General features: G+C 68.1%; 21 protein-coding genes. 14 read left to right on the plus strand and 7 right to left on the minus strand.

Going from position 1 to position 22,482, the window contains the following annotated elements:
* The first annotated feature begins 99 nt into the window (after positions 1 to 99).
* The 8 genes from A5784_RS33225 to A5784_RS33260 all read left to right on the plus strand — a co-directional run bounded on the left by A5784_RS33225 (position 100) and on the right by A5784_RS33260 (position 11,384).
* On the plus strand, positions 100 to 3,462 hold the full coding sequence (locus tag A5784_RS33225) for a transglutaminase family protein (RefSeq protein ID WP_064949176.1): 3,363 nt from the start codon (positions 100 to 102) through the stop codon (positions 3,460 to 3,462).
* On the plus strand, positions 3,462 to 6,140 hold the full coding sequence (locus A5784_RS33230) for a circularly permuted type 2 ATP-grasp protein (protein WP_064949118.1): 2,679 nt from the start codon (positions 3,462 to 3,464) through the stop codon (positions 6,138 to 6,140). Before A5784_RS33225 ends, A5784_RS33230 begins: the two co-directional genes overlap by 1 nt.
* A complete protein-coding gene (locus tag A5784_RS33235; protein ID WP_064949119.1) occupies positions 6,137 to 7,051 on the plus strand; it encodes a transglutaminase family protein in 915 nt (304 codons plus the stop codon). The genes A5784_RS33230 and A5784_RS33235 overlap by 4 nt, the downstream gene beginning before the upstream one ends.
* Positions 7,044 to 8,066 carry a zinc-binding metallopeptidase family protein gene (locus tag A5784_RS33240; RefSeq protein WP_064949120.1) on the plus strand — a complete coding sequence of 341 codons (1,023 nt, stop codon included), beginning with the start codon at positions 7,044 to 7,046 and terminating at the stop codon, positions 8,064 to 8,066. Before A5784_RS33235 ends, A5784_RS33240 begins: the two co-directional genes overlap by 8 nt.
* A gap of 167 nt (positions 8,067 to 8,233) precedes the next feature.
* Complete coding sequence (locus A5784_RS33245; protein WP_064949121.1) at positions 8,234 to 9,073, plus strand: DUF3097 domain-containing protein; 840 nt, start codon at positions 8,234 to 8,236, stop codon at positions 9,071 to 9,073.
* A gap of 103 nt (positions 9,074 to 9,176) precedes the next feature.
* Positions 9,177 to 10,487, plus strand: coding sequence for a replication-associated recombination protein A (locus A5784_RS33250; protein ID WP_232006346.1), 1,311 nt, complete (start codon positions 9,177 to 9,179; stop codon positions 10,485 to 10,487).
* 76 nt (positions 10,488 to 10,563) lie between these two features.
* Positions 10,564 to 10,914, plus strand: a complete 351-nt coding sequence (locus A5784_RS33255; protein ID WP_064949123.1) for an ArsR/SmtB family transcription factor — start codon at positions 10,564 to 10,566, stop codon at positions 10,912 to 10,914.
* Entirely contained in the window at positions 10,911 to 11,384 is a 474-nt protein-coding gene (locus tag A5784_RS33260) for an SRPBCC family protein (protein WP_064949124.1), read from the plus strand. The genes A5784_RS33255 and A5784_RS33260 overlap by 4 nt, the downstream gene beginning before the upstream one ends.
* An 8-nt stretch (positions 11,385 to 11,392) precedes the next feature.
* On the opposite strand, the gene A5784_RS33265 is transcribed toward A5784_RS33260, so the two are convergent.
* Together A5784_RS33265 and A5784_RS33270 are read right to left on the minus strand one after the other, a co-directional pair.
* Positions 11,393 to 11,698 carry a GlsB/YeaQ/YmgE family stress response membrane protein gene (locus A5784_RS33265; protein WP_064949125.1) on the minus strand — a complete coding sequence of 102 codons (306 nt, stop codon included), beginning with the start codon at positions 11,696 to 11,698 and terminating at the stop codon, positions 11,393 to 11,395.
* Between the two features lie 81 nt (positions 11,699 to 11,779).
* Positions 11,780 to 12,400 (minus strand): antibiotic biosynthesis monooxygenase, encoded by a 621-nt coding sequence (locus A5784_RS33270; RefSeq protein ID WP_064949177.1) that lies wholly within the window; start codon positions 12,398 to 12,400, stop codon positions 11,780 to 11,782.
* 128 nt (positions 12,401 to 12,528) lie between these two features.
* On the opposite strand from A5784_RS33270, the gene A5784_RS33275 reads away from it, so the two are divergent.
* The 5 genes from A5784_RS33275 to A5784_RS33295 all read left to right on the plus strand — a co-directional run bounded on the left by A5784_RS33275 (position 12,529) and on the right by A5784_RS33295 (position 18,352).
* Positions 12,529 to 12,918: a secondary thiamine-phosphate synthase enzyme YjbQ gene (locus A5784_RS33275; RefSeq protein WP_197514970.1), complete on the plus strand. Its 390-nt coding sequence runs from the start codon at positions 12,529 to 12,531 to the stop codon at positions 12,916 to 12,918.
* Between the two features lie 115 nt (positions 12,919 to 13,033).
* Positions 13,034 to 15,724, plus strand: a complete 2,691-nt coding sequence (gene alaS / locus A5784_RS33280; protein WP_064949127.1) for an alanine--tRNA ligase — start codon at positions 13,034 to 13,036, stop codon at positions 15,722 to 15,724.
* 4 nt (positions 15,725 to 15,728) lie between these two features.
* The gene (gene ruvX / locus A5784_RS33285) at positions 15,729 to 16,259 is read left to right on the plus strand and encodes a Holliday junction resolvase RuvX (protein ID WP_064949128.1); all 531 of its coding nucleotides are present in this window, start codon (positions 15,729 to 15,731) and stop codon (positions 16,257 to 16,259) included.
* Positions 16,252 to 17,499: an endolytic transglycosylase MltG gene (locus A5784_RS33290; protein ID WP_064949129.1), complete on the plus strand. Its 1,248-nt coding sequence runs from the start codon at positions 16,252 to 16,254 to the stop codon at positions 17,497 to 17,499. The genes ruvX and A5784_RS33290 overlap by 8 nt, the downstream gene beginning before the upstream one ends.
* A 13-nt stretch (positions 17,500 to 17,512) precedes the next feature.
* The gene (locus A5784_RS33295) at positions 17,513 to 18,352 is read left to right on the plus strand and encodes a shikimate dehydrogenase (protein ID WP_064949178.1); all 840 of its coding nucleotides are present in this window, start codon (positions 17,513 to 17,515) and stop codon (positions 18,350 to 18,352) included.
* Positions 18,353 to 18,354: 2 nt separating this feature from the next.
* On the opposite strand, the gene A5784_RS33300 is transcribed toward A5784_RS33295, so the two are convergent.
* On the minus strand, positions 18,355 to 19,335 hold the full coding sequence (locus tag A5784_RS33300) for an NAD-dependent epimerase/dehydratase family protein (protein ID WP_064949130.1): 981 nt from the start codon (positions 19,333 to 19,335) through the stop codon (positions 18,355 to 18,357).
* Between the two features lie 103 nt (positions 19,336 to 19,438).
* Here A5784_RS33300 and A5784_RS33305 point away from each other — a divergent pair, with 103 nt between their 5' ends.
* A complete protein-coding gene (locus tag A5784_RS33305; protein ID WP_502687561.1) occupies positions 19,439 to 19,855 on the plus strand; it encodes an A24 family peptidase in 417 nt (138 codons plus the stop codon).
* Positions 19,856 to 19,930: 75 nt separating this feature from the next.
* Here A5784_RS33305 and A5784_RS33310 read toward each other — a convergent pair whose 3' ends face one another.
* Genes A5784_RS33310 through A5784_RS39490 form a run of 4 tightly spaced genes read right to left on the minus strand, consistent with a single transcriptional unit; the run spans position 19,931 to position 22,381 of the window.
* Positions 19,931 to 20,506, minus strand: coding sequence for a carboxymuconolactone decarboxylase family protein (locus A5784_RS33310; RefSeq protein ID WP_064949132.1), 576 nt, complete (start codon positions 20,504 to 20,506; stop codon positions 19,931 to 19,933).
* Entirely contained in the window at positions 20,503 to 20,823 is a 321-nt protein-coding gene (locus tag A5784_RS33315; RefSeq protein WP_064949133.1) for a carboxymuconolactone decarboxylase family protein, read from the minus strand. The genes A5784_RS33310 and A5784_RS33315 overlap by 4 nt, the downstream gene beginning before the upstream one ends.
* Positions 20,820 to 22,034: an RNA polymerase sigma factor gene (locus A5784_RS33320; RefSeq protein WP_064949134.1), complete on the minus strand. Its 1,215-nt coding sequence runs from the start codon at positions 22,032 to 22,034 to the stop codon at positions 20,820 to 20,822. The genes A5784_RS33315 and A5784_RS33320 overlap by 4 nt, the downstream gene beginning before the upstream one ends.
* Positions 22,031 to 22,381 (minus strand): YciI family protein, encoded by a 351-nt coding sequence (locus A5784_RS39490; RefSeq protein WP_064949135.1) that lies wholly within the window; start codon positions 22,379 to 22,381, stop codon positions 22,031 to 22,033. Before A5784_RS39490 ends, A5784_RS33320 begins: the two co-directional genes overlap by 4 nt.
* Positions 22,382 to 22,482 lie beyond the last annotated feature (101 nt).

The following is a 22,482-nucleotide window of genomic DNA, read 5'->3' on the forward strand; positions in this document are numbered from 1 at the left end:
CGGCCCGTGCGGCATGGTTCGAGCGGCCCGTCCAACGCGGTTCGGACGCCCGATATTGCACGCCGTGCGGCGCCGTTCACCTTGTGGTGGGATCTGCGGATGGGGATCAAAGTGGCGCTGGAGCACCGCACCAGCTATACCTTCGACCGGCTGGTCGAGGTCCATCCGCACGTCGTGCGGCTGCGCCCGGCACCGCATTCGCGCACCCCCGTCGAGGCCTACTCGTTGACCGTCGAACCGGCCGACCACTTCATCAACTGGCAACAGGATGCGTTCGGCAATTTCGTTGCGCGCCTGGTCTTTCCGAATCGGTCTCGTAGCTTGACCATCACCGTGGGGCTGATCGCCGACCTCAAGGTGATCAACCCGTTCGACTTCTTCATCGAGGACTACGCCGAGACGTTCCCGTTCGAGTACCCGAGGGCGCTGCTCGAAGATCTCAAGCCGTACCTGAGGCCGGTCGACGAGTCCGGCGAGGGTTCCGGGCCGGGCGCGTTGGCCCAGGCTTGGGTGAGCAATTTCACGCTGCCGCCGGGGACCCGCACCATCGATTACCTCGTCGCGCTCAACCGGGCCGTCAATGCCGACGTCGGGTACAGCGTGCGGATGGAACCCGGGGTGCAGCCGCCCGACGTGACACTTCGCACCGGCATCGGCTCATGTCGTGACTCAGCGTGGCTGCTGGTGTCGATCCTGCGCCAACTCGGCCTGGCCGCACGCTTCGTCTCCGGCTACCTGGTGCAGCTGACCTCCGATGTGGAGGCACTCGACGGACCCTCCGGACCGGCCGCCGATTTCACCGATCTGCATGCCTGGGCCGAGGTCTACGTGCCGGGCGCGGGCTGGATCGGGCTGGACCCTACATCGGGGTTGTTCGCGGGCGAGGGCCACATCCCCTTGTCCGCGACGCCTCACCCCGAGTCGGCGGCGCCGATCACCGGGGCGGTCGGGCCGTGTGAATCCACCCTGGACTTCTCCAACGTGGTGACCCGCGTGCACGAAGACCCCCGGGTCACGCTGCCGTACACCGACACGGCGTGGGCGGCGATCACGGCGCTGGGCGCGAAGGTGGATCAGCGCCTGGCCGACGGCGACGTGCGTCTCACCATGGGCGGCGAGCCCACATTCGTCTCGATCGACAACCAGACCGATCCCGAATGGACGACGGCAGCCGACGGTCCGCACAAACGCGAACGCGCCTCGGCGCTGGCCGCGCGGCTCAAGCGGCTGTGGGCGCCCGCCGGGCTGGTGCAGCGCAGCCAGGGCAAGTGGTATCCCGGAGAACCGTTGCCGCGCTGGCAGATCGGATTGCTCTGGCGCACCGACGGCGAACCGCTGTGGACCGACCCGGCGCTGTTGGCCGACCCGTGGGCCGGCGGCGCCGGCGAGACCGCCGACGACGCCGGCCATCGCCTGCTCGCCGCAGTGGCCGAGGACCTCCAACTGCCGCTCACCCAGGTGCGGCCGGCGTTCGAGGATCCGCTGAGCCGGTTGGCGGACGTGGTCCGCCAGCCCGCGGGCGATCCGGTGGCAGAGCAGGACGACCTCGCTGCCGACGGCGCCGACGCCCGGGCGGCCTTGCTGGCCAGGCTGGATGCCTCCGTCGACGAACCGGCCGCCTACGTGCTGCCGCTGCATCGCCGTGACGACGACTCGGGCTGGGCCAGCGCCGACTGGAAACTGCGTCGCGGCCGCATCGTGCTGCTGGACGGCGACTCGCCGGCGGGGCTGCGGCTACCGCTGGGCTCGATCAGCTGGAAGCCACCCCGCCCGGCCTACGACGCCGACCCGTTGCCGCGCCGCGCGGTGCTAGGAGCCCAACCGCAGGAGCCCGCCGAGGTCGAGGACGCCGACGACGTGCCGACCACGGCGCTGGTGGCCGAGATCCGGTCCGGCCACCTGTACGTGTACCTGCCGCCCACCGAGACCCTCGACGATTTCGTCGACCTGGTGAAGCGGCTCGAAGCCGCCGCCGCCAAGACCGGCACACCGGTGGTGATCGAGGGCTACGGTCCGCCGGCGGACCCGCGGATCACCTCGATGACGCTCACCCCGGACCCCGGCGTCATCGAGGTCAACGTGCCGCCCACCGCGAGCTTCAGCGACCAGTTGAGCCAGCTGCAGACCCTGTACGACGAGGCGCGCCAGGCCCGGCTCTCCACCGAGTCCTTCGACGTCGACGGGGGTCACGGCGGCACCGGCGGCGGCAACCACATCACCCTCGGCGGGGTGACACCGGCCGACTCGCCGCTGCTGCGTCGTCCGGATCTGCTGGTGTCGCTGCTGACCTACTGGCAACGGCACCCGTCGTTGTCGTACCTGTTCGCCGGGAGGTTCGTCGGCACCACGTCCCAGGCACCTCGAGTTGACGAGGGCCGCTCCGAGGCGCTCTACGAACTGGAGATCGCCTTCGCGGAAATTGCCAGGCTTTGCGCCGGGGGCGCCCAACTCCAACATGGTCGCTCCGCAAGCGCCGCTCGCGATCATGGTCGCTCCGCAAGCGCCGCTCCGTGGGTCACGGATAGGGCCCTCCGGCACCTACTCACCGACATCACCGGCAACACCCACCGCTCCGAGTTCTGCATCGACAAGCTCTACAGTCCCGACAGCGCCCGCGGCCGGCTCGGACTGCTCGAACTGCGCGGCTTCGAGATGCCCCCGCACGTCCAGATGGCGATGGTGCAGTCGCTGCTGGTGCGCGCGCTGGTGGCCTGGTTCTGGGATGAGCCGCTGCGCGCCCCGCTGATCAGGCACGGAGCCAACCTGCACGGCCGATACCTGTTGCCGCACTTCCTGATTCAGGACATCGCCGAGGTGGCTGCCGATCTGCGGGCCCACGGTATCGACTTCGAGACCAGCTGGCTGGATCCGTTCACCGAGTTCCGGTTCCCGCGCATCGGCACCGCGGTGTTCGGCGGTGTGGAGATCGAGTTGCGCGGCGCCATCGAACCGTGGAACGTGCTGGGGGAGGAGTCAACCGGAACCGGTACCGCCCGCTACGTCGACTCGTCGGTGGAACGCGTGCAGGTCCGCGTGGTCGGCGCCGACCGGCACCGTTACATAGTCACCGCCAACGGCCACCCGATCCCGCTGCTGGCCACCGACACGCCCGATGTCCAAGTGGGCGGGGTCCGCTACCGGGCCTGGCAGCCGCCCAGCGCTCTGCATCCGACCATCACCGTCGACACCCCACTGCGCTTCGAGCTCGTCGACACCGCCACCGGCACCTCACGCGGCGGCTGCACGTACCACGTCGCGCATCCGGGCGGACGGTCCTACGACACCCCGCCGGTCAATGCGGTCGAGGCGGAATCGCGCCGCGGCAGGCGATTCGAGGCCACCGGCTTCACCCCGGGCGCACTCGATATGTCCGATATCCGGGAGAAGCAGGCGCGCCAGTCCACCGACGTGGGCGCGCCGGGCATCCTGGACCTGCGGCGGGTGCGTACCGTTCTGCAGTAATGGTTCTTCGCGCAAACGGCTCGCCGGACGCCGCTACCGGTGGTGTGAGCACCGACGTCGACGGTGTCCTCGCGCGGTACCGCCGTACCCGGGCGCAGCAGGCGCTGTTCGAGGTCCGCGGGACGCGGCCTCCGACCGGCTACGACGAGTTCCTCGACGCCGCGGGCAACATCCGCCCGGCCTGGCAGGAGCTTGCCGAATGCGTCGGCGAACGGGGCCGCGACGGGCTCGACAGGTTGCGCAGCGAGGTGCGTGGCCTGGTCGACAACGACGGCATCACCTACATCCAGGTGGACCCCCACGGCGAGGTGGTCACCGACTCCGACGGCACCACGATGCCCGGCCCCTGGCATCTCGACTCGCTGCCCCTGGTGATCTCGTCGGCCGACTGGGACACGCTGGAATCGGGTCTGGTGCAGCGGTCCCGGCTGCTCGACGCAGTGCTCGCCGACCTCTACGGACCCCGGCGGTCGATCACCAGCGGCACGCTGCCCGCCCAACTGCTGTTCGCCCACCCCGGCTACGTGCGTGCCGCGCGCGGTATCGAAGTGCCCGGTCGCCACCAGTTGTTCCTGCACGGCTGCGATGTCAGCCGCAGCGCAGACGGCTCGTTCCTGGTCAACGCCGACTGGACGCAGGCACCGTCGGGTGCGGGTTATGCGCTGGCCGACCGGCGGGTGATCGCCCACGCCGTCCCGGACCTCTACGAGCGTATCGGGCCGCGACCGGCCTCGCCCTGGGCGCAGGCGTTGCGACTGGCCCTGATCGACGTCGCACCCGAGGCGGCCGAGGAACCGGTGGTCGTGGTGCTCAGCCCAGGTATTCATTCCGAGACGGCATTCGATCAGGCGTATCTGGCGAGCATGCTGGGTTTTCCCCTGGTGGAGAGCGCCGACCTGGTGGTGCGCGACGGCAAGCTGTGGATGCGGTCGCTGGGCACCCTCAAACGGGTGGACGTCGTGCTGCGCCGCATCGATGCCGACTACGTCGACCCGCTGGACCTGCGACCCGGTTCGCGCCTGGGCGTGGTGGGGCTGGTCGAAGTGCTGCGGCGCGGCGCGGTGAGCGTGGTGAACAGCCTGGGCAGTGGTGTGCTGGAAAGCCCCGGGCTACTGCGGTTTCTGCCGCAGCTGGGCCAGTTGCTGCTCGGCGAGACCCCGCAGCTGCAGACGGCCCCGGTGTACTGGGGCGGTATCGACCTGGAACGCTCGCAGCTGCTCAGCAAGACGACGTCGCTGATGATCCGCTCTGTCGACGGCGCCGAGTCGATCGTGGGGCCGACGCTGTCGACCACCCAGCGAGACACCCTGGCCGCCCGCATCGATGCCGCACCGTGGCGTTGGGTGGGGCAGGAGCTACCGCAGTTCTCTTCGGCCCCAGCCGATTACCGGGCCAGCGGGTTGTCCGCGGGCAGCGTGGGGATGCGGCTTTTCACCGTCGCGCAGCGCGCCGGTTACACGCCGATGATCGGTGGCCTCGGGTACCTGATGGCACCGGGTGCCGCCGCGTACCGGATGAATACCGTTGCAGCCAAGGATATCTGGGTGCGAACCCCGACACGGGTAACTGCCGAGAAGATCCCGACCACACCCGCCGAACTTGCCGTGCCGACGATGACACCGAGCCGGACCGGGGCTGTCAGCTCACCGCGTGTGCTCTCCGACCTGTTCTGGATGGGCCGCTATGCCGAACGCGCCGAACAGATGGCGCGGTTGCTCACCGTCACGCGCGAGCGGTACCACGAATACCGCTACCGGCAGGACACCCCGGAAAGCCGCTGTGTGCCAGTGCTGCTCGCGGCCGTCGGCGCCATCACCGGTTCCGACACCGGGGCGGGCGGCGACGACCACGAGACCATCGCCGTCGCGCCGACCACGCTGTGGGCGGTCACCGCCGACCGGCACCGGCCCGGTTCGCTGGCCCAGTCGGTCGAGAGGTTGGGTCTGGCAGCCCGCTCGGTGCGCGACCAGATGTCCAACGACACCTGGATGGTGCTGGCCGGTGTCGAACGCGCGGTGTTGCGTGCGTCGGCATCCCCGCCGGATTCGCAGACCGCAGGTGAGACGTACCTCGCGGCGGCGCACAGTCGCACGTTGTCGGGCATGCTCGCGCTGTCCGGAGTGGCCGCCGAGTCCATGGTGCAGGACATCGGCTGGAGCCTGATGGATGTCGGCAAACGCATCGAACGCGGGCTGGGTCTGACGGCGCTGCTGCGAGCCACCCTGACCGAGGTGCGCAGCCCGGGAGCCGAACGCACGGTGATGGAATCGACTCTGGTGGCTTGCGAATCGTCGGTGATCTATCGGCGGCGCAACCCCGGGCTCGTCAGCGTCGCGGCGCTTGCCGAGCTCATGCTGTTCGACCCGCAGAATCCGCGCTCGATGATCTATCAGTTGGACCGGCTGAGGGCCGACCTCAAAGCCCTTCCTGGAGCGTCGGGTTCGTCGCGATCCGAGCGCATGGTCGATGAGATCGCCGTGCGGCTGCGCCGGGTCGATCCGGCGGATCTGGCGATCGCAACAGCTGATGGCGTGCGATCCGAACTCGCCGAACTGCTCGACGGGATGCACAGCGATCTGCGGGACCTCTCGGGCGTCATCACGGCCGCGCACCTCTCGCTGCCCGGCGGTATGCAGCCGCTGTGGGGGCCCGACGAAAGACGTTTGGTGCCATCATGACCGAGCCCGATACCGGGACCCGTCGCTACGACATCACCCACCGCACCGTCTACCGCTACTCAGACGACGTCACGAGTTCCTATGGTCGGGCCTTCCTGACCCCGCGTGAACTGCCCTGGCAGCGCAGGCTTTACCACGAGCTGACCATCGAACCCGACGCCGCCGACAGCTCGACCAGCCGCGACGCCTACGGCAACATCAGTTCCTACTTTCATGTCCTGCAGCCGCACCGCACGCTGAGCATCACCGCCCGATCGGTGGTGGAGGTGGACCCGCCCGAGCCCGGGCGTTACGCCGAGGGTTCGGCACGGGCGCCGTGGGAGATCGCCCGGCCGGTCGGCGGAGACGGCGCCCTGGCCACCGAATTCACCCTGGACCTGCAGCCGCCGGAGATCACCGACGCGGTACGCGACTATGCCGCACCGAGTTTCACCCCGGGCCGGGCGCTGATCGACGTCCTGCGCGACCTCAACTCGCGGATCTTCACCGACTTCACCTACCGGTCGGGGTCCACCACCGTGTCCACCCAGGTCGCCGAGGTGCTCCAGGCGCGCGAAGGCGTATGCCAGGACTTCGCGCGACTGGCCATCGCCTGCCTGCGGGCCAACGGGCTGGCCGCCAGCTACGTCTCCGGATACCTCGCGACGGACCCGCCGCCCGGCAAGGAACGCATGATCGGCGTCGACGCCACGCATGCCTGGGCATCGGTATGGACCCCGCAGAACGTCTGGCTCGGGCTGGATCCCACCAACGACCAGATGGTCGACGAGCGTTACATCGTCGCGGGTTTCGGCCGCGACTACGCCGACGTGCCGCCGCTGCGCGGCATCATCTACACGGATTCGGAGAGCAGTGTGATCGATGTTTCGGTCGACGTGGCACCGTACACGGGAGGTGTGCTCAGTGCGTGACTTCAACTGCCCCACATGCGGCCAGCGGCTGGCGTTCGAGAATTCACTGTGCCTGTCGTGCGGCAGCGCGCTGGGCTTCTCGCTGCCGGACATGGCCTTGCTGGTGATCGCCGACACCGATCAAGCCGACCATGCGGGCTCCGTCGACGAGGACAAGTATCAACTGTGCGCGAACCTGCATGTGGCTCAATGCAATTGGCTGGTACGGGTTGGCGGTGGGCCGTTGTGCGCGTCGTGTGCATTGACCCGCACCCGGCCGGCTGACACCGACGCTTCGGCCCTGGCGGCGTTCGCGGAAGCCGAGATGGCAAAGCGTCGGCTGATCGCCGAACTGCACGAGCTGCGGCTGCCGATCGTCAGCCGCAGCGAGGATCCGCAGTTCGGGCTCGCGTTCGATCTGCTCTCAAGCGCCTCCGAACAGGTGATGACAGGACACCAGAACGGGGTCGTCACCATCGATCTCGCGGAAGGCGACGATGTGCACCGCGAGCAGTTGCGCATCGCGATGGACGAGCCGTACCGCACGCTGCTCGGGCATTTCCGCCACGAGATCGGGCACTACTACTTCTACCGGCTCATCGCCCCGTCGGCCGCCTACGACGAGCGGTTCCGCGAGTTGTTCGGCGACCCGGACGCGGATTACCAGGAGGCGTTGGACCGCCACTACGCCGACGGTGCGCCGGCGGGCTGGGAGGACACCTACGTATCGTCCTACGCCACCATGCACCCCGCCGAGGACTGGGCCGAGACCTTCGCCCACTACCTCCACATCCGCGACACCCTGGACACCGCCGCGGCGTTCGGTTTCGCTCCCGCGGGTGCGACCTTCGATCGACGGGTGTTGGGCCCCAGTGGTTTTGACACCATCATCGAGATGTGGCTGCCGCTGTCGTGGGCGCTGAACATGGTCAACCGGTCGATGGGACACGCCGATCTGTACCCGTTCGTGCTGCCGCCTGCGGTGCTGGAGAAGATGCGGTTCGTGCACACCGTCATCGACGAGGTCACCGCCTGACTTTTCCCGCCGAGCAGACATCAAAGTCCGCGACACGCCGGGTTTGCGGTACCCCACTGCCTGCTCGGCAGGAAAAGGGGAGCCGCCCGGTCTAACAGCACAACAGCACGGTCACGATGGCATGTCGCAACGGCGTTCCTGCTGCCGACGTTCCTAGGATCGCCCGCGTGACTGATCGCTACGGTTCCGACATCCTGTCCCGAAACCCGCACACCCCCAAGCTGACCCGGTCCACCGAACAGCCCGCGGAAAAGGGCCTGGTGGTCGAGGACGCGCAGAGCGGTTATGTGGGCGCCGTGGTGCGCATCGAGGGTGGCCGCGTCGAGCTCGAGGACCGCAGAGGCAAGGTGCGGGCGTTTCCGTTGGGCCCCGGGTTCTTGATCGACGGCAAGCCGGTGATTCTCACGGTGCCGAAACGGACAACCGCGCCGGCCCGCACGGCGTCGGGTTCGGTGGCCGTGGCGGGCGCCAAGGCGCGCGTGGCGCTCGCCAGCCGCATCTATGTCGAAGGGCGCCACGACGCCGAGCTCGTCGAGCAGGTGTGGGGCGCCGACCTGCGCATTGAGGGCGTGGTGGTCGAGTATCTCGGCGGTGTCGACGATCTGGCAGGCATCGTCGAGGAGTTCGCACCCGGGCCCGGCCGCCGCTTGGGTGTGCTGGTCGATCACCTGGTGACCGGCTCGAAGGAGGCCCGGATCGCCGAAGCGGTGCGGCGCGGCCCCGGCGGCGAGCACACGTTGGTGGTCGGGCATCCGTTCATCGACATCTGGCAGGCCGTCAAACCGGCCCGGCTCGGCCTCACCGCGTGGCCGGAGATTCCCCGCGGCACGGACTGGAAGAAGGGCATCTGCCAGGCGCTGCGCTGGCCGTACGCCACCCAGGCGGACACCGCGCGGGCCTGGCAGCGGATCCGTGCCCAGGTGCGCGATTGGAACGACCTGGAACCCGCGCTGATCGGCCGGGTGGAGGAGCTGATCGATTTCGTGACGGCGCCAGGAGCCGCCTGACGACGCGGCGTGGTAAGCAGAACACGTGTCCGACAGTTTGTTCGATGTGCCCGGCGACGCGGCGCCCGGTGATCCCGGCGCGCTGGCCCCGCCCGGCACGGGGTTGGTCCCGCCCGGCACGGGATTGGTCGACTCCTCGCGCGAGCGCTCGTCGGCCCCGCTTGCGGTGCGGATGCGTCCGGCCAGCCTCGACGAGGTCGTCGGGCAGCAGCATCTGCTGCGGGCCGGTTCACCGCTGCGCCGGCTGGTGGAGGGTTCCGGCGCGGCGTCGGTGATCCTCTACGGCCCGCCGGGAACGGGTAAGACCACGCTGGCCTCGTTGATCTCGCAGGCCACCGGACGCCGGTTCGAGGCGCTCTCGGCATTGTCGGCCGGGGTCAAAGAGGTCCGTGCGGTGATCGACACCGCTCGGCGCTCGGCCGTGCACGGCGGCCAGACCGTGCTGTTCATCGACGAGGTGCACCGGTTCTCCAAGACCCAGCAGGATGCGCTGCTGGCGGCAGTCGAGAACCGCGTGGTGCTTCTGGTGGCGGCGACGACCGAGAACCCGTCGTTCTCCGTGGTGGCCCCGCTGCTGTCGCGGTCGCTGATCCTGCAGCTGCAGCCGTTGACCCCGCAGGACATCGAGAGCGTGCTGCGTCGCGCCATCACCGATCCGCGGGGCCTCGGCGGTGCGGTCGAGGTCACCGACGAGGCGGTCGATCTGCTGGTGCAGCTCTCGGCCGGTGATGCTCGGCGTGCCCTGACCGCGCTCGAGGTGGCATCGGAGCCGGGGGAACGGGTCACTGTCGAGATCATCGAGCAGTCGCTGGACAAGGCCGCGGTGCGCTATGACCGCGACGGCGACCAGCACTATGACGTGGTCAGCGCGTTCATCAAGTCGATGCGCGGTTCTGACGTCGACGCGGCGCTGCACTACCTGGCCCGGATGCTGGTGGCGGGGGAGGATCCGCGGTTCATCGCCCGGCGGTTGATGATCCTGGCCAGCGAAGACATCGGGATGGCCGATCCCAGCGCCCTGCAGATCGCGGTGGCCGCTGCCCAGACCGTGCAGCTGATCGGTATGCCCGAGGCGCAGTTGACGCTCGCGCACGCGACCGTGCATCTCGCGACCGCGCCCAAGTCCAACGCTGTGACGACCGCACTGGCCGCGGCGATGGGCGACATCCGGGCCGGTAAGGCGGGGCCGGTACCAGCGCATCTGCGCGACGGCCACTACTCCGGCGCCGCCAAGCTCGGCCACGCCGTCGGCTACCGGTATCCCCATGACCATCCCGATGGTGTTGTGCCGCAACAGTATCCACCCGACGATCTGGTCCTGGCGGACTACTACCAGCCAACCGGCCGTGGCGTCGAACGGGAGATCGCAACCCGGCTGGACAAGCTGCGCGCCATCGTCCGCCGCAAGCGCTGAAAACTCTTGACATCGCCACAGGAGTACTTCTACCTTGTTAATCAACCAATTGATTGATCAACAGGAAGATTGATTATTGGTCAGTGATGACGATGGTGAGGTCAGGTTGGACCGTGCCTTCCTGGCACTGGCCGACCCGGTGCGGCGGGCGATCGTGGCGCGGCTGTCCCGCGGCCCGGCGACCGTCAACGAGTTGGCCGAGCCGTTCGATATCACGAAACAGGCTGTGTCCAAACACATTCAGGTTCTCGAACAGGCCGGCCTGGTGACCCGGACCCGCGACGCGCAGCGCAGGCCCGTGCACCTCGACGCGGCCGCTCTGGAGCGGCTGACCGCGTGGATCGACGGCTACCGACTGAATGCCGAACGCAGCTACCGGCGGCTGGACGCGCTGCTGGCCGACATCGAAGAGGAGGATTCGAAATGACCAAGGCACTCGATCTCACCGTCCCTGTCGACACCCTCGCCATGGAGTTCACCAGGGAATTCGACGCGCCGGTCGCGGCGCTGTTCCGGGCCCACGCCGAGCCGGACCTGGTCACCCGATGGCTGGGCCCGCACGACATCGCGATGACGATCGAACACTGGGACTTCCGCGCCGGAGGCGGCTACCGCTACGTGCACTCCCGTGCCGGTGAGCAGTACCGGTTCAACGGCGTGTTCCACACCGTCCGCCCGGACGAACTCATCATCCAGACCTTCGAATTCGAGGGTGCACCGGACATGGTGAACATCGAATTCATGTGGTTCGACGACCTTGGCGCCGGCCGCAGCAGGTTGCGCGGCCGATCGATCTGCCCGAATACCCAAGCCCGGGACGCGTTGCTGTCCTCGGGCATGGAAACGGGCATGGTCGAGGGCTACGAACGGCTGGACGCGCTGCTGCCGACGCTGTAGCCGACGAGTTATCGCATCAACCCTGAGCGTCGACCACCGAACAAGCCCCGTCGACGGCCCATCAACGACGCCACCAGGGCCACGCCAAGGGCAGCGACGATCACCTGGACGAGCAGTTCGAGCCAGTCGACTCCGTTGGTGTCGGTCGGGATCCCGAGCGCCCGCGCGATGGCGGTGCCGATGAACGCCGAGACGATGCCGACAAGGATCGTCACCAGGAACCCGATGGGCTGCCGACCGGGCACCAGCAGACGGCCGATGACGCCGATGACGATGCCGATCAGGATTGCGCTGAAGATGCCGGTGATGGTCATTTCTCCTCCAAGGCTTGCGGACTGGGAGGGAGATACCCCGGCAGACAACAACACAAACGGCTGCGTCAATTCAGCTCTGCATCAAGCCAGTTCCGGAACCCGCAGATGGGCCAGGACCAACTCGAACTCGCCGACGTCGAGCTGATCGGCTCCGAGATCCCGCAACCGGGCCGTGCGCAGCGAGCGTGCCTGGTCCCGGTTTTGGTCCAGCGCCTCTTGGCTGCGGAACGTCGTCGACGACACCGCCCGCCCCGTCGTGCGGTCGAGCATCAGGCTGGCGCTGCAGAACCCCGCGAGATCGTCGAACGCCGGCAGCACCGCGGACCGGTAGTAGTCGATGGCCCGGTCGAAGAGTTCCGGACGCGTCTGCAACCAGGTGGCCCGCACCCAAGCGCCCGGCGCGGAGTACTGCTCGCGGTGCACCACCGCGATCTCCCACTCGTCGATCGTCGCGCTGCCGGCGAAAGCCTCGACGGCCCGATGCCGGATCGGTGCCAGGATCGGCGCGCTGGCCTGCATCGCGTCAAGGGAACGCCAGGCCGTGGTGGCGATGCAGCGTCCGGATTCCCGGTCCACCATCAGCGACAGGCCGACGCACCCGTCGACCGCATCGACGGCGGGCATGACCTCGTCGCGAATGTGCGCGATGCCCGCGTCGATGGCCTCGCGGTGCGCCGTGATCGTGGTAGAGCGTGCGAACACGATCCACCCCCTCTTGTCGGGGCAGCGCCCCGGTGGCGCCACCGGTTCCATCACCACCATCCTCCGCGGGATCACGACGTGCAATGGCCCACAGGGCGACTCGTAGGCTGGGACAAATGGACACTGATGTGATCGACGTCGACACCGCACGACGCCGCATCGTCGACCTCACCGACGCGGTGGAGGGCTTCTGCGACGGACGCGGCGACGGGCTGTGCAACGTCTTCGTGCCGCACGCCACCGCCGGGGTGGCGATCATCGAGACCGGTGCCGGCTCCGACGACGACCTGATCGACACGCTGGAGCGACTCCTGCCGCGTGACGATCGCTACCGGCACGCGCACGGATCTTTCGGCCACGGCGCCGACCATGTCCTGCCCGCCCTGGTATCTCCGTCGGTCACGGTGCCGGTGCAGGCCGGACGGCCGCTTCTGGGGACTTGGCAAAGCGTCGTGCTGGTCGATCTGAACCGGGACAACCCGCAACGGTCGGTACGCCTGAGTTTTCTCGCGGCCTGACCAGCGCTGTTCGGGGCGACCGCGCTGACCGGTAATGTAAGGCGGTCGAATTATTCGCAGTGAACGCCGACCGGTACCCACAGCGACCATCTACTAAGACGAGGGCAGAGGCGACGTGCAGACACACGAGATCAGGAAGCGCTTCCTCGATCATTTCGTGAAGGCGGGCCATACCGAGGTGCCGAGCGCATCGGTCATCCTCGACGACCCCAACCTGCTGTTCGTCAACGCGGGCATGGTGCAGTTCGTGCCCTACTTCCTCGGAGCTCGCACCCCGCCGTACGACAAGGCGACCAGCGTGCAGAAGTGCATCCGGACGCCCGACATCGACGAGGTCGGCATCACCACCCGGCACAACACGTTCTTCCAGATGGCAGGCAACTTCTCGTTCGGCGACTACTTCAAGAAGGGCGCCATCGAGCTGGCCTGGACCCTGCTGACCAACCCGGTCTCCGAGGGTGGTTACGGATTCGACCCGGAAAGGCTCTGGGCCACCGTCTATCTCGATGACGACGAGGCCATCGGCCTGTGGCAGGAAGTGGCGGGGCTGCCGCTCGAGCGCATCCAGCGCCGCGGCATGGCCGACAACTACTGGTCGATGGGCATTCCGGGGCCGTGCGGACCGTGTTCGGAGATCTACTACGACCGCGGTCCTGAATACGGCATCGACGGCGGGCCCGAGGCCAACGAGGACCGCTACATCGAGATCTGGAATCTCGTGTTCATGCAGAACGAGCGCGGCGAGGGCACCTCCAAGAACGACTTCGAGATACTCGGCCCGCTGCCGCGCAAGAACATCGACACGGGCATGGGCGTCGAGCGCATCGCGTGCCTGCTGCAGGGCGTGGACAACGTCTACGAGACCGATCTGGTGCGGCCCGTCATCGACCTGGTGGCGTCGATCGCGCCGCGCGGCTACGGCGTCGGCAACCACGAAGACGATGTGCGGTACCGCATCATCGCCGACCACAGCCGCACCGCGGCCATCATCATCGGCGACGGGGTCAGCCCCGGCAACGAAGGCCGCGGTTACGTGCTGCGCCGGCTGCTGCGCCGCATCATCCGCGCCGCCAAGCTGCTCGGTGTCGAGGATCCCATCATGGGCCGGCTGATGGCCACCGTGCGCGACGAGATGGGCCCGTCCTACCCGGAACTGGTCACCGACTTCGAACGCATCAACCGGATCGCCGTCGCCGAGGAGACCGCCTTCAACCGCACCCTGGTCTCGGGTTCGCGGCTGTTCGACGACGCCGCGGCGGCCACCAAGCGCTCGGGTGCCACGGTGCTCTCCGGCAGCGACGCGTTCACGCTGCACGACACCTACGGTTTCCCCATCGACCTCACCCTGGAGATGGCCGCGGAGGCGGGGTTGACGGTCGACGAAGCCGGGTTCCGCACGCTCATGGCCGAGCAGCGGGCACGCGCCAAAGCCGATGCGGCGGCCCGCAAACAGGCCCACACCGACCTCACCGCCTACCGCGAACTGGTCGACGCCGGGCCGACCGAGTTCACCGGCTTCGACGAATTGACTTCTGAGGCAAGGATTCTCGGCATCTTCGTGGACGGCAAACGGGTTCCCGTCGTCGGCCATGAGGGCCTCGAGGCCGACCGGGTCGAGCTGATCCTCGACCGCACGCCGTTCTATGCCGAATCCGGTGGGCAGATCGCCGACGAGGGCGCCATCACCGGAACCGGAAGCTCCGAGACGGCTCGGGCCGCGGTCACCGATGTGCAGAAGATCGCCAAGACGCTGTGGGCGCATCGCGTCAACGTCGAATCGGGCGAGTTCGTCGAAGGCGACACGGTCGCCGCCGCGGTCGATCCCAGGTGGCGCCACGGCGCGACGCAGGGGCACTCCGGCACCCACATGGTGCACGCGGCGCTGCGACAGGTACTGGGGCCCAACGCTGTCCAGGCCGGCTCGTTGAACCGGCCCGGCTATCTGCGGTTCGACTTCAACTGGCAGGGCGCACTCTCCGAAGACCAGCGCTCCCAGATCGAAGAAGTCACGAATCAGGCCGTCGAAGCCGACTTCGAGGTACACACCTTCAACACCGAGCTGGACAAGGCCAAGGCCATGGGCGCCATGGCACTGTTCGGCGAGAACTACCCCGACGAGGTACGGGTGGTCGAGATCGGCGGCCCGTTCTCGCTCGAACTGTGCGGTGGCACGCATGTGCGCAACTCGGCACAGATCGGCCCCGTGACGATTCTCGGCGAGTCGTCGGTCGGGTCTGGCGTGCGCCGGGTCGAGGCCTATGTCGGCCTGGAGTCGTTCCGGCACCTGGCCAAGGAACGAGCCCTGATGGCCGGGCTGGCGTCATCGCTGAAGGTGCCCTCCGAAGAGGTCCCCGCCCGCGTGGCCACGCTCGTGGAGCGGCTCAAGGCGGCCGAGAAGGAACTCGACAAGGCCCGCCTGGCCAACGCCAGGGCCGCGGCCGCCAACGCCGCTGCCGGCGCGGAGCTCATCGGCAAGGTACGGCTGGTGGCGCAGCGGATGGCCGCAGGCATGTCGGGTGGCGATCTGCGCAGCCTGGTCGGCGACATCAAGGGCAAGCTCGGCAGCGACCCGGCCGTGGTGGCACTGATCGCCGAAGGCGAGGGCGACTCGGTCCCGTTCGTGGTGGCGGTCAACCCGGCCGCGCAGGACCTCGGATTGCGGGCCAACGATCTCGTGAAGCAATTCGCCGCACCGGTGAACGGTCGTGGTGGTGGCAAGGCCGATCTGGCGCAGGGTTCCGGTAAGGGGGCGGCGGGTATCGACGCGGCGTTGGCCGCATTGCGTACCGAGATCGGCCGGAGCTAGCCCGGTGCCGAGCAGCGGGGAGAGGCTGCCGGACCGCCCGGGGGACGACGACCCCGGCCGCGGCCGACGGATCGGCATCGACGTGGGCACGGTTCGCATCGGCGTGGCCAGCAGCGACCCGGACGGTATTCTGGCGACGCCGGTGGAGACGGTATTGCGGGATCGGCGGGACCGGGCCGGCGGGAAGCACCTACGCCGGTTGGTGGGCATCGTCGGCGAGTACGAGGCCGTCGAGGTGATCGTCGGACTGCCGCGCACCCTCGCTGACCGGGCGGGCACGTCGGCGCTCGACGCCATCGACCTCGCCGATCAGCTGGCGCGTCGCATCACGCCGACGCCGGTGCGGTTGGCCGACGAACGCCTCACCACCGTCTCCGCACAACGATCGCTGCGCGACGCGGGGGTCCGCGCGAAGGGACAGAAAGCGGTGATCGACCAGGTGGCTGCAGTGGGCATTCTGCAGAGCTGGCTGGATCAGCGGCGGGCGGTCCTGGCCGCGCGCGACGACGGCCGCGGAGAGGGCACGGATGTCTGACAAGTGGGGTGCCGATCGGGCGCAGCCCGTCGCGGTGGGACCACCGCGCAGGGGAATGAGCCGCGCTGAGCGGTTGCGTCAGGCCCGCAGCAACCGCCGTCGGCGCATGGCCCGCGCCGCATCGCTGGCGCTGCTCATCGTCGTGGCGATCGCCGCGGTGTTCCTCGGCTCGAAGCTGTGGCACAGCTTCTCCGGGAGCAACAGCAACGACTACGCCGGCGACGGTGTGTCCGATCTGGTCATCCAGGTCCACGACGGCGACTCCACCACCGCAATCGCAAAGACATTGCACGACCACAAGGTGGTGGCCACGGTCAAGGCGTTCGTCGACGCTGCCCACGGCAACTCCGCCATGTCGGAGATCCAGCCGGGCTACTACAAAGTGCGGACCGAGATTCCGGCTTCCAATGCCGTTGCGCGGCTGGTGGATCCGAGCAACCGGGTGGGCAAGCTCACCATTCCCGAAGGACGTCAGCTCGACGACATCGCCGACGTCAAGACCAACGCCGTCACAGACGGCATCTTCAGCCTGATCTCGAAGGCGTCATGCGTGAACCTCGACGGCGCCCAGCGCTGCGTGTCCGTCGACGACCTGCGCACCGCCGCCGGATCGGCTCCGTTGGCCGCGCTGTCGATTCCGCAGTGGGCCGCCGGGCCCGTGGGAGCGATGGGCGCCGACCACCGCCGGATCGAAGGTCTCATCGCGCCGGGCACCTGGAACATCGACCCGGCAGCGCCCGCGCAGTCCATCCTCTCGACACTGATCACGTCGAGCGCCACGGTGTACACCCAGGGCGGTCTGCTGGACACCGCTGCGGCCATGAACATGTCGCCCTACCAGATCCTCACCGTCGGCTCGCTGGTGCAACGGGAAGCCAAACCGCAGGATTTCTCCAAGGTCGCCCGCGTGATCTACAACCGGCTGGCCGAGCACCGCAAGCTGGAATTCGACTCCACGGTCAACTACTCCCTGGACCGTCAGGAGGTGGCGACCACCGACGCTGACCGGGCCAAGCCGACTCCGTGGAACTCCTATGTCCGCGAAGGGCTTCCGCAGACCCCGATCTGCTCGCCGGGCACCGAGGCGCTGGACGCCGCCGAGCATCCCGCGCCGGGGGACTGGCTGTACTTCGTGACCATCGACATGCAGGGCACCACCCTGTTCACCCGGGACTACAACCAGCACCTGGCCAACATCGAACTGGCACGACACAACGGTGTCCTCGACAGTGCCCGATAGGCGGCCCGCCGCCGTGCCCGATAGGCGGCCCGCCGCCGTGCCCGATAGGCGGCCCGACCCGGCACGCAAGGCCGCCGTCCTCGGTTCGCCGATCGCCCACTCCCGGTCTCCGCAGCTGCACCTGGCTGCCTACCGGGCGCTGGGTCTGCCCGCCTGGACCTATGAGCGCATCGAGTGCACGGCCGAGCAACTGCCCACACTGGTGTCCGGGCTCGGCCCCGAATGGGTCGGCCTGTCGGTCACCATGCCCGGCAAGTTCGCCGCACTGCGATTCGCCGACGAACACACCGAACGCGCCCAGCTCGTCGGTTCGGCGAACACCCTGGTGCGAGTTCCCGGTGGCTGGCGGGCGGACAACACCGACATCGACGGGGTGACGGGCGCGCTCGGCACGGTCGCCGGCGCGGCGATCGTCGTCGGCTCCGGCGGCACCGCCCCTGCCGCGGTGCTCGCTCTCGCCGAGCTCGGCGCCAAGCAGATCACCGTGGTGGCCCGCAACGCCGACAAGGCCGCACCGCTCGTCGAACTGGCGACGGGACGTGGCGTCGAGAGCACGTGGTGCGCTATCGACGGCACCGAACTCGCCGACGTGGTCGCCGGCGGTGCCGTCGCGGTCAGCACCATCCCGGCCGATGCCGCCGCGCCCTACGCCTCGGTGCTCGCCGGGGTGCCGCGGCTGCTCGATGCCATCTACGACCCATGGCCGACCCCACTGGCTGCGGCGGTGCACGCTGCCGGCGGCGAGGTGATCAGCGGACTGCACATGCTGCTGAATCAGGCCGTCACCCAGGTGGAACTGTTCACCGGGCTGACCGCACCCAAGGACGTGATGCGGGCTGCGTTGTTCGGCTGACGCTACGGCTGGAACTCACCGAGGTGGTAGGTGCTGTACGCGTAGTCCTTGGAGCCGACGAGCCGCGCCATCGGTGTACGTGCGGTGCCGTCGTTCGACACCACTTCTGCGATGGCAGTGAGATCGAATCGCGGTTGCCAGCCGAGTTCCCGGCGGGCGCGGTTGTTGTCGTAGACCCGGTCGAGCCTGTTGGGGAAGCGCCAACCGCGTTCAGCCCACACCGCCGCGGCCCGAGGTGCTCGTCGGGCGAATACCGAGGCAGCGTCGGTGCGCAACTCAGACAGGTCTTCGCGGCGGAACGGTGTGGTCGCCGAGATGACGTAACGACCGAAGCCGATGCGTTCGGCGGCGTGCGCGGCGAGCAGATGTGCGTCGACAGCGTCCTCGAGGGCGACGCGTCGAGACGCGTACTCGTCGGCTTTCACGTTGTCATCGATCCGGCCCTCGTGCGCACCAGGTGTGTCGTCGGATTCTGGAAAGAACCGGGCCACCCGTAGCACCACACAGGACAGGCCTTGGTTGCGGTGCGCCAGGTGGCATAGATCCTCGGCGGCGGCCTTGGTGACGCCGTACATGTTCTTGGGGACAGGCGTGACGGATTCGTCGATCCAGGCTGCCGGAGAGGTTGTGGCAGGCACCAGGGCATCCCCGAAAACCGTTGTGGACGAAGACATGACGAAAGCCTTGACGTGTGCGGCGACGGCCGCCTCCAACAGCGTCAGTGTCCCACCGATATTGGTGTCGACGAAGGCGTGCGCAGGTACGAACGCGAGCTGAGGTTTGTGCAGACCGGCCGTGTGTAACACCACGTCAGCGCCCGCGACGGCGTCACGGACGCGCGCGGCGTCGGTGATCGAGCCGACGATGTCTGTCCACTCGGATGGCCGCGCATCCAGGCCGACAACGTCGTCATGGCGCGACCGTAGGGTCCGGACGAGCGCTTCACCGAGATGTCCGGAGCTGCCGGTGACCAGAACTCGCATGGCTTCGACTTTGTCACGCAAGCGCAACTGGTTTTCAACCGGCGACGAGCAATTGGCGTATTTTGTGCGCCGCAGGGCTGGTTAGGCTCGGTGGGTGGGGGTGTTGGCTGTCGGCGTGGTGCTCGTCTGGCTGGTGGTGCTGTGCACCTACGACATCAGGTACCGGCGGCTGCCGAACTGGTTGACCTTGCCCGGTGCTGCCGTAATTTTCTGTGCTGCAGTGCTTTCCGGCCATGGTGCGGCCGCCGTCACGGGCGCTGCCGCCTTGGTGGCGGTATATCTGCTGGTGCATCTGGCTGCGCCGGCTGCACTCGGCGGTGGTGACGTCAAGCTCGCCGTCGGTGCGGGCGCACTCACCGGAATGTTCGGGCCCGATGTCTGGGTGCTGGCGGCGTTGGGTGCGCCACTGCTCACCGCGGCAGTGGCATGTGGTGCGGCGATTCGTGGCATACCGACTGTGCCGCATGGACCCTCGATGTGTGTGGCCAGTGCGGCAGCCATCGGGTTGGTGCTGTTGTGACCCTACCGAACGTGAACATGTTCTCGAAGATTCGCCGAATTCTCGCCAACAACTTCACATTCGGTGGTTCGCCGGTCAGCGGTAGCCGCGCTTGAGCAGGTGCTGGGCGCCGGCCTCCATCGCGGCGGGAGTGGCCAGGTCGAAATCGAACGCATTGGCCAGCCGCGCGGTGATGTTGAACGCGAACCCCACGGCCAGGGCGTCCTCGATCTGGGCGGGGGAGACACCCGCGGACAGCACGTCGCGGATATCGTCATCGTTGACGGCATCGGCCCGGGACAGCTTGCCCAGCAAGCGAAGTGTGGCCCGCAGTGGCTCCTCGATCGGTGCGGTGTCGAGATCGTTCAGGGCGGCGGTGACCTTGTCCGGATCGCCGTACCACTGGCCTGCCGTCGCGGTGTGCGCGGCGACGCAGAACGGCGATGCATCGGCATGGGCGATGTAGGCCGCCATGAGTTCGCGATCGCCGACCGACCACTGCGACGGGCCGCGCATGGCTTCGTGAGTGAGATCGCCCGCGCCGTAGAAGTCCTTGCGGTGCAGCGCGAGCTTGACGGCGTCGACCACCGGTTGGCGTGACACGACGCGGATCATCCCCAGCAGGGCCTTGGTGCCCAACCCATGCCCGTGGTCCAGGATGTCGAGCCTCATCGCCGCACGCCTCCGTCGCCGCTCACGCGCGCCAGCGCATCGAGTGCGCCGGTGTACTGACGGTCGGCCTGGCCCACCGCAGCGCAGACCACGATCTCGAAGATCTCGTCTTCGCTCAGGCCCGCCGACCGGGCTGCGGCGACGTCGTCGTCGGTCACCGCGTCGGAACGGTGGGCGACCTTGTCGACCAGGGTCCGTACCGGTTCGTCGAGGCCAGTGTTGTCGAATGCGCTCTGCCGCAAGTCCTTTGATGCGGTGCCGGTGCTGCCGAGGATGCGGGCGATGAGCTCGCCACGTAGTCGGGTGATGTCGGTCATCGGGCAGATTCCTTTCGCTGGGCACGGGCGATGCGCGCTTGCAGGACCGCCTGTTCGGCGGGATTGTCGGTGAGTTCGAGGGCACGTCGATCGGCCGTGCACGCGGCCTCGGTGTCGCCGAGATCGCGCAACAGATCAGCGCGCGTGGCATGGTAAAGGTGATAGTGATCGAGATCGCCTGCCAGCAAGTCCAATTCGGCCATCGCCGGCTCGGGCCCGCAGCGGTACCGCAGGGCGATCGTGCGGTGCAGCCGCGTGACCGGAGACGGCTCGAGGTGCAGCAGCATGTCGTAGAGCAGGACGATCTGCTCCCAGTCGGTGTCCTCCCAGCGTTCAGCTTCGGCATGGCAGGCCACGATGGCCGCTTGTAACTGGTACGGGCCGGGTCGTCGCTGCCCGGCCGCGCGAGTCAGCACCCGGATGGCCTGCTCGATGGCCTCGGCGTCCCAGAGCGACCGGTCCTGGTGTTGCAGCTGGACAAGGTTGCCGTCGGCATCGAAGCGGGCGGCGGCCCGCGCGCGATGAAGGCGGATCAACGCGAGCAGCCCGCCGGCCTCCGGCTCGGTCGGCATCAACTGGTCCAGCAGCGACGCCAACCACTCGGCGTCGTCGACCAGGTCATGGGCCTGTGCCCGCTCGGCCGTCGAGAGGTAGCCCTCGTTGAACAGCAGGTAGATCACGGCGAGGACCTCCGACAGCCGCGGCCCCAGTTCGTCGTCGGCGGGAACCCGGTAGGGGATCGCGGCCTGCGTGATCTTCTGCTTGGCGCGGGTGATCCGCTGCGCCATCGTCGTCTCGTGCACCAGAAACGCCCGGGCGATCTGCGCCGTCGTCAGCCCGCACACCACCCTCAGCGTCAGCGCGATCTGCGCCTGCCGCGGCAGCGCCGGGTGACAGCAGGTGAAGATCAGCTGCAGCCGCTCGTCGGGCTCGGGCTGCACGGGCCACTGCAGTTGCGCCAGCTTGGCGAGGTAGTTCTGCTCGCGCCGCAGCGTGTCGAGGGCGCGGCGGCGGGCGACGGTGAACAACCAGGCGTCCGGACGCGACGGGATCCCCTTCTCGGGCCAGTGCCGCAGCGCGGCCAGCACGGCGTCCTGAACCAGATCTTCGGCGGTGGCGAAATCGCCGGTCACATGGATCAGCGACGCAGCCAGCCGGCCTGCGTGCTCGCGCACCACGTGGGCCAACTCGTCATTGACCGCGTCGCTCACATCGGCTCGAAGTCGATGGGACGGATCTCCACAACGGGACAGCCCGGCCAGGTCTTGGCGGCCTGCAGCGCCTCGTCGAGATCGGCTACCTCGATCTCGACGTAACCGCTCACCACCTCTTTGCCCTCGACGAAAGGACCGTCGACGACGACCGGCTCGCCGCGGTCGAGACGCACTGTCGTCGCGGTCTCCGCGGCCTTGAGCTTGCTGCCGCCGCGCAATTTGTCGGCGTTGTCGGCGAACCATGCGTTGACCCGCCCGTAGGCGCGTTGCCGCTCGGCGTCGCTCATGGCCGCCATATCGCGGGTGAACTGCTCGGTTTCGACGAACATCAGTACGTATTTCATGAACCCTTCTCCATGGTATTTGCGGTTTCTACAATCAAGACGATCGGCAGCGCCCGCGATACGACACCGTCGCCGCTCGACCAGGGATTTCCGCGGGCAAA

Source organism: Mycobacterium sp. 852013-50091_SCH5140682 (assembly GCF_001665685.1).
Lineage (GTDB): Bacteria > Actinomycetota > Actinomycetes > Mycobacteriales > Mycobacteriaceae > Mycobacterium.

Bases quoted from the DNA above. Each gene is read 5' to 3' on its own strand.
- A5784_RS33315 (WP_064949133.1), bottom strand. From the start codon at position 20,823: ATGACCGACATCACCCGACTACGTGGCGAGCTCATCGCCCGCATCCTC.
- A5784_RS33310 (WP_064949132.1), bottom strand. From the start codon at position 20,506: ATGAGGCTCGACATCCTGGACCACGGGCATGGGTTGGGCACCAAGGCC.
- A5784_RS39490 (WP_064949135.1), bottom strand. From the start codon at position 22,381: ATGAAATACGTACTGATGTTCGTCGAAACCGAGCAGTTCACCCGCGAT.
- A5784_RS33235 (WP_064949119.1), top strand. From the start codon at position 6,137: ATGACCGAGCCCGATACCGGGACCCGTCGCTACGACATCACCCACCGC.
- A5784_RS33300 (WP_064949130.1), bottom strand. From the start codon at position 19,335: ATGCGAGTTCTGGTCACCGGCAGCTCCGGACATCTCGGTGAAGCGCTC.
- A5784_RS33225 (WP_064949176.1), top strand. From the start codon at position 100: ATGGGGATCAAAGTGGCGCTGGAGCACCGCACCAGCTATACCTTCGAC.
- A5784_RS33230 (WP_064949118.1), top strand. From the start codon at position 3,462: ATGGTTCTTCGCGCAAACGGCTCGCCGGACGCCGCTACCGGTGGTGTG.
- A5784_RS33290 (WP_064949129.1), top strand. From the start codon at position 16,252: ATGTCTGACAAGTGGGGTGCCGATCGGGCGCAGCCCGTCGCGGTGGGA.
- A5784_RS33265 (WP_064949125.1), bottom strand. From the start codon at position 11,698: ATGACCATCACCGGCATCTTCAGCGCAATCCTGATCGGCATCGTCATC.
- A5784_RS33260 (WP_064949124.1), top strand. From the start codon at position 10,911: ATGACCAAGGCACTCGATCTCACCGTCCCTGTCGACACCCTCGCCATG.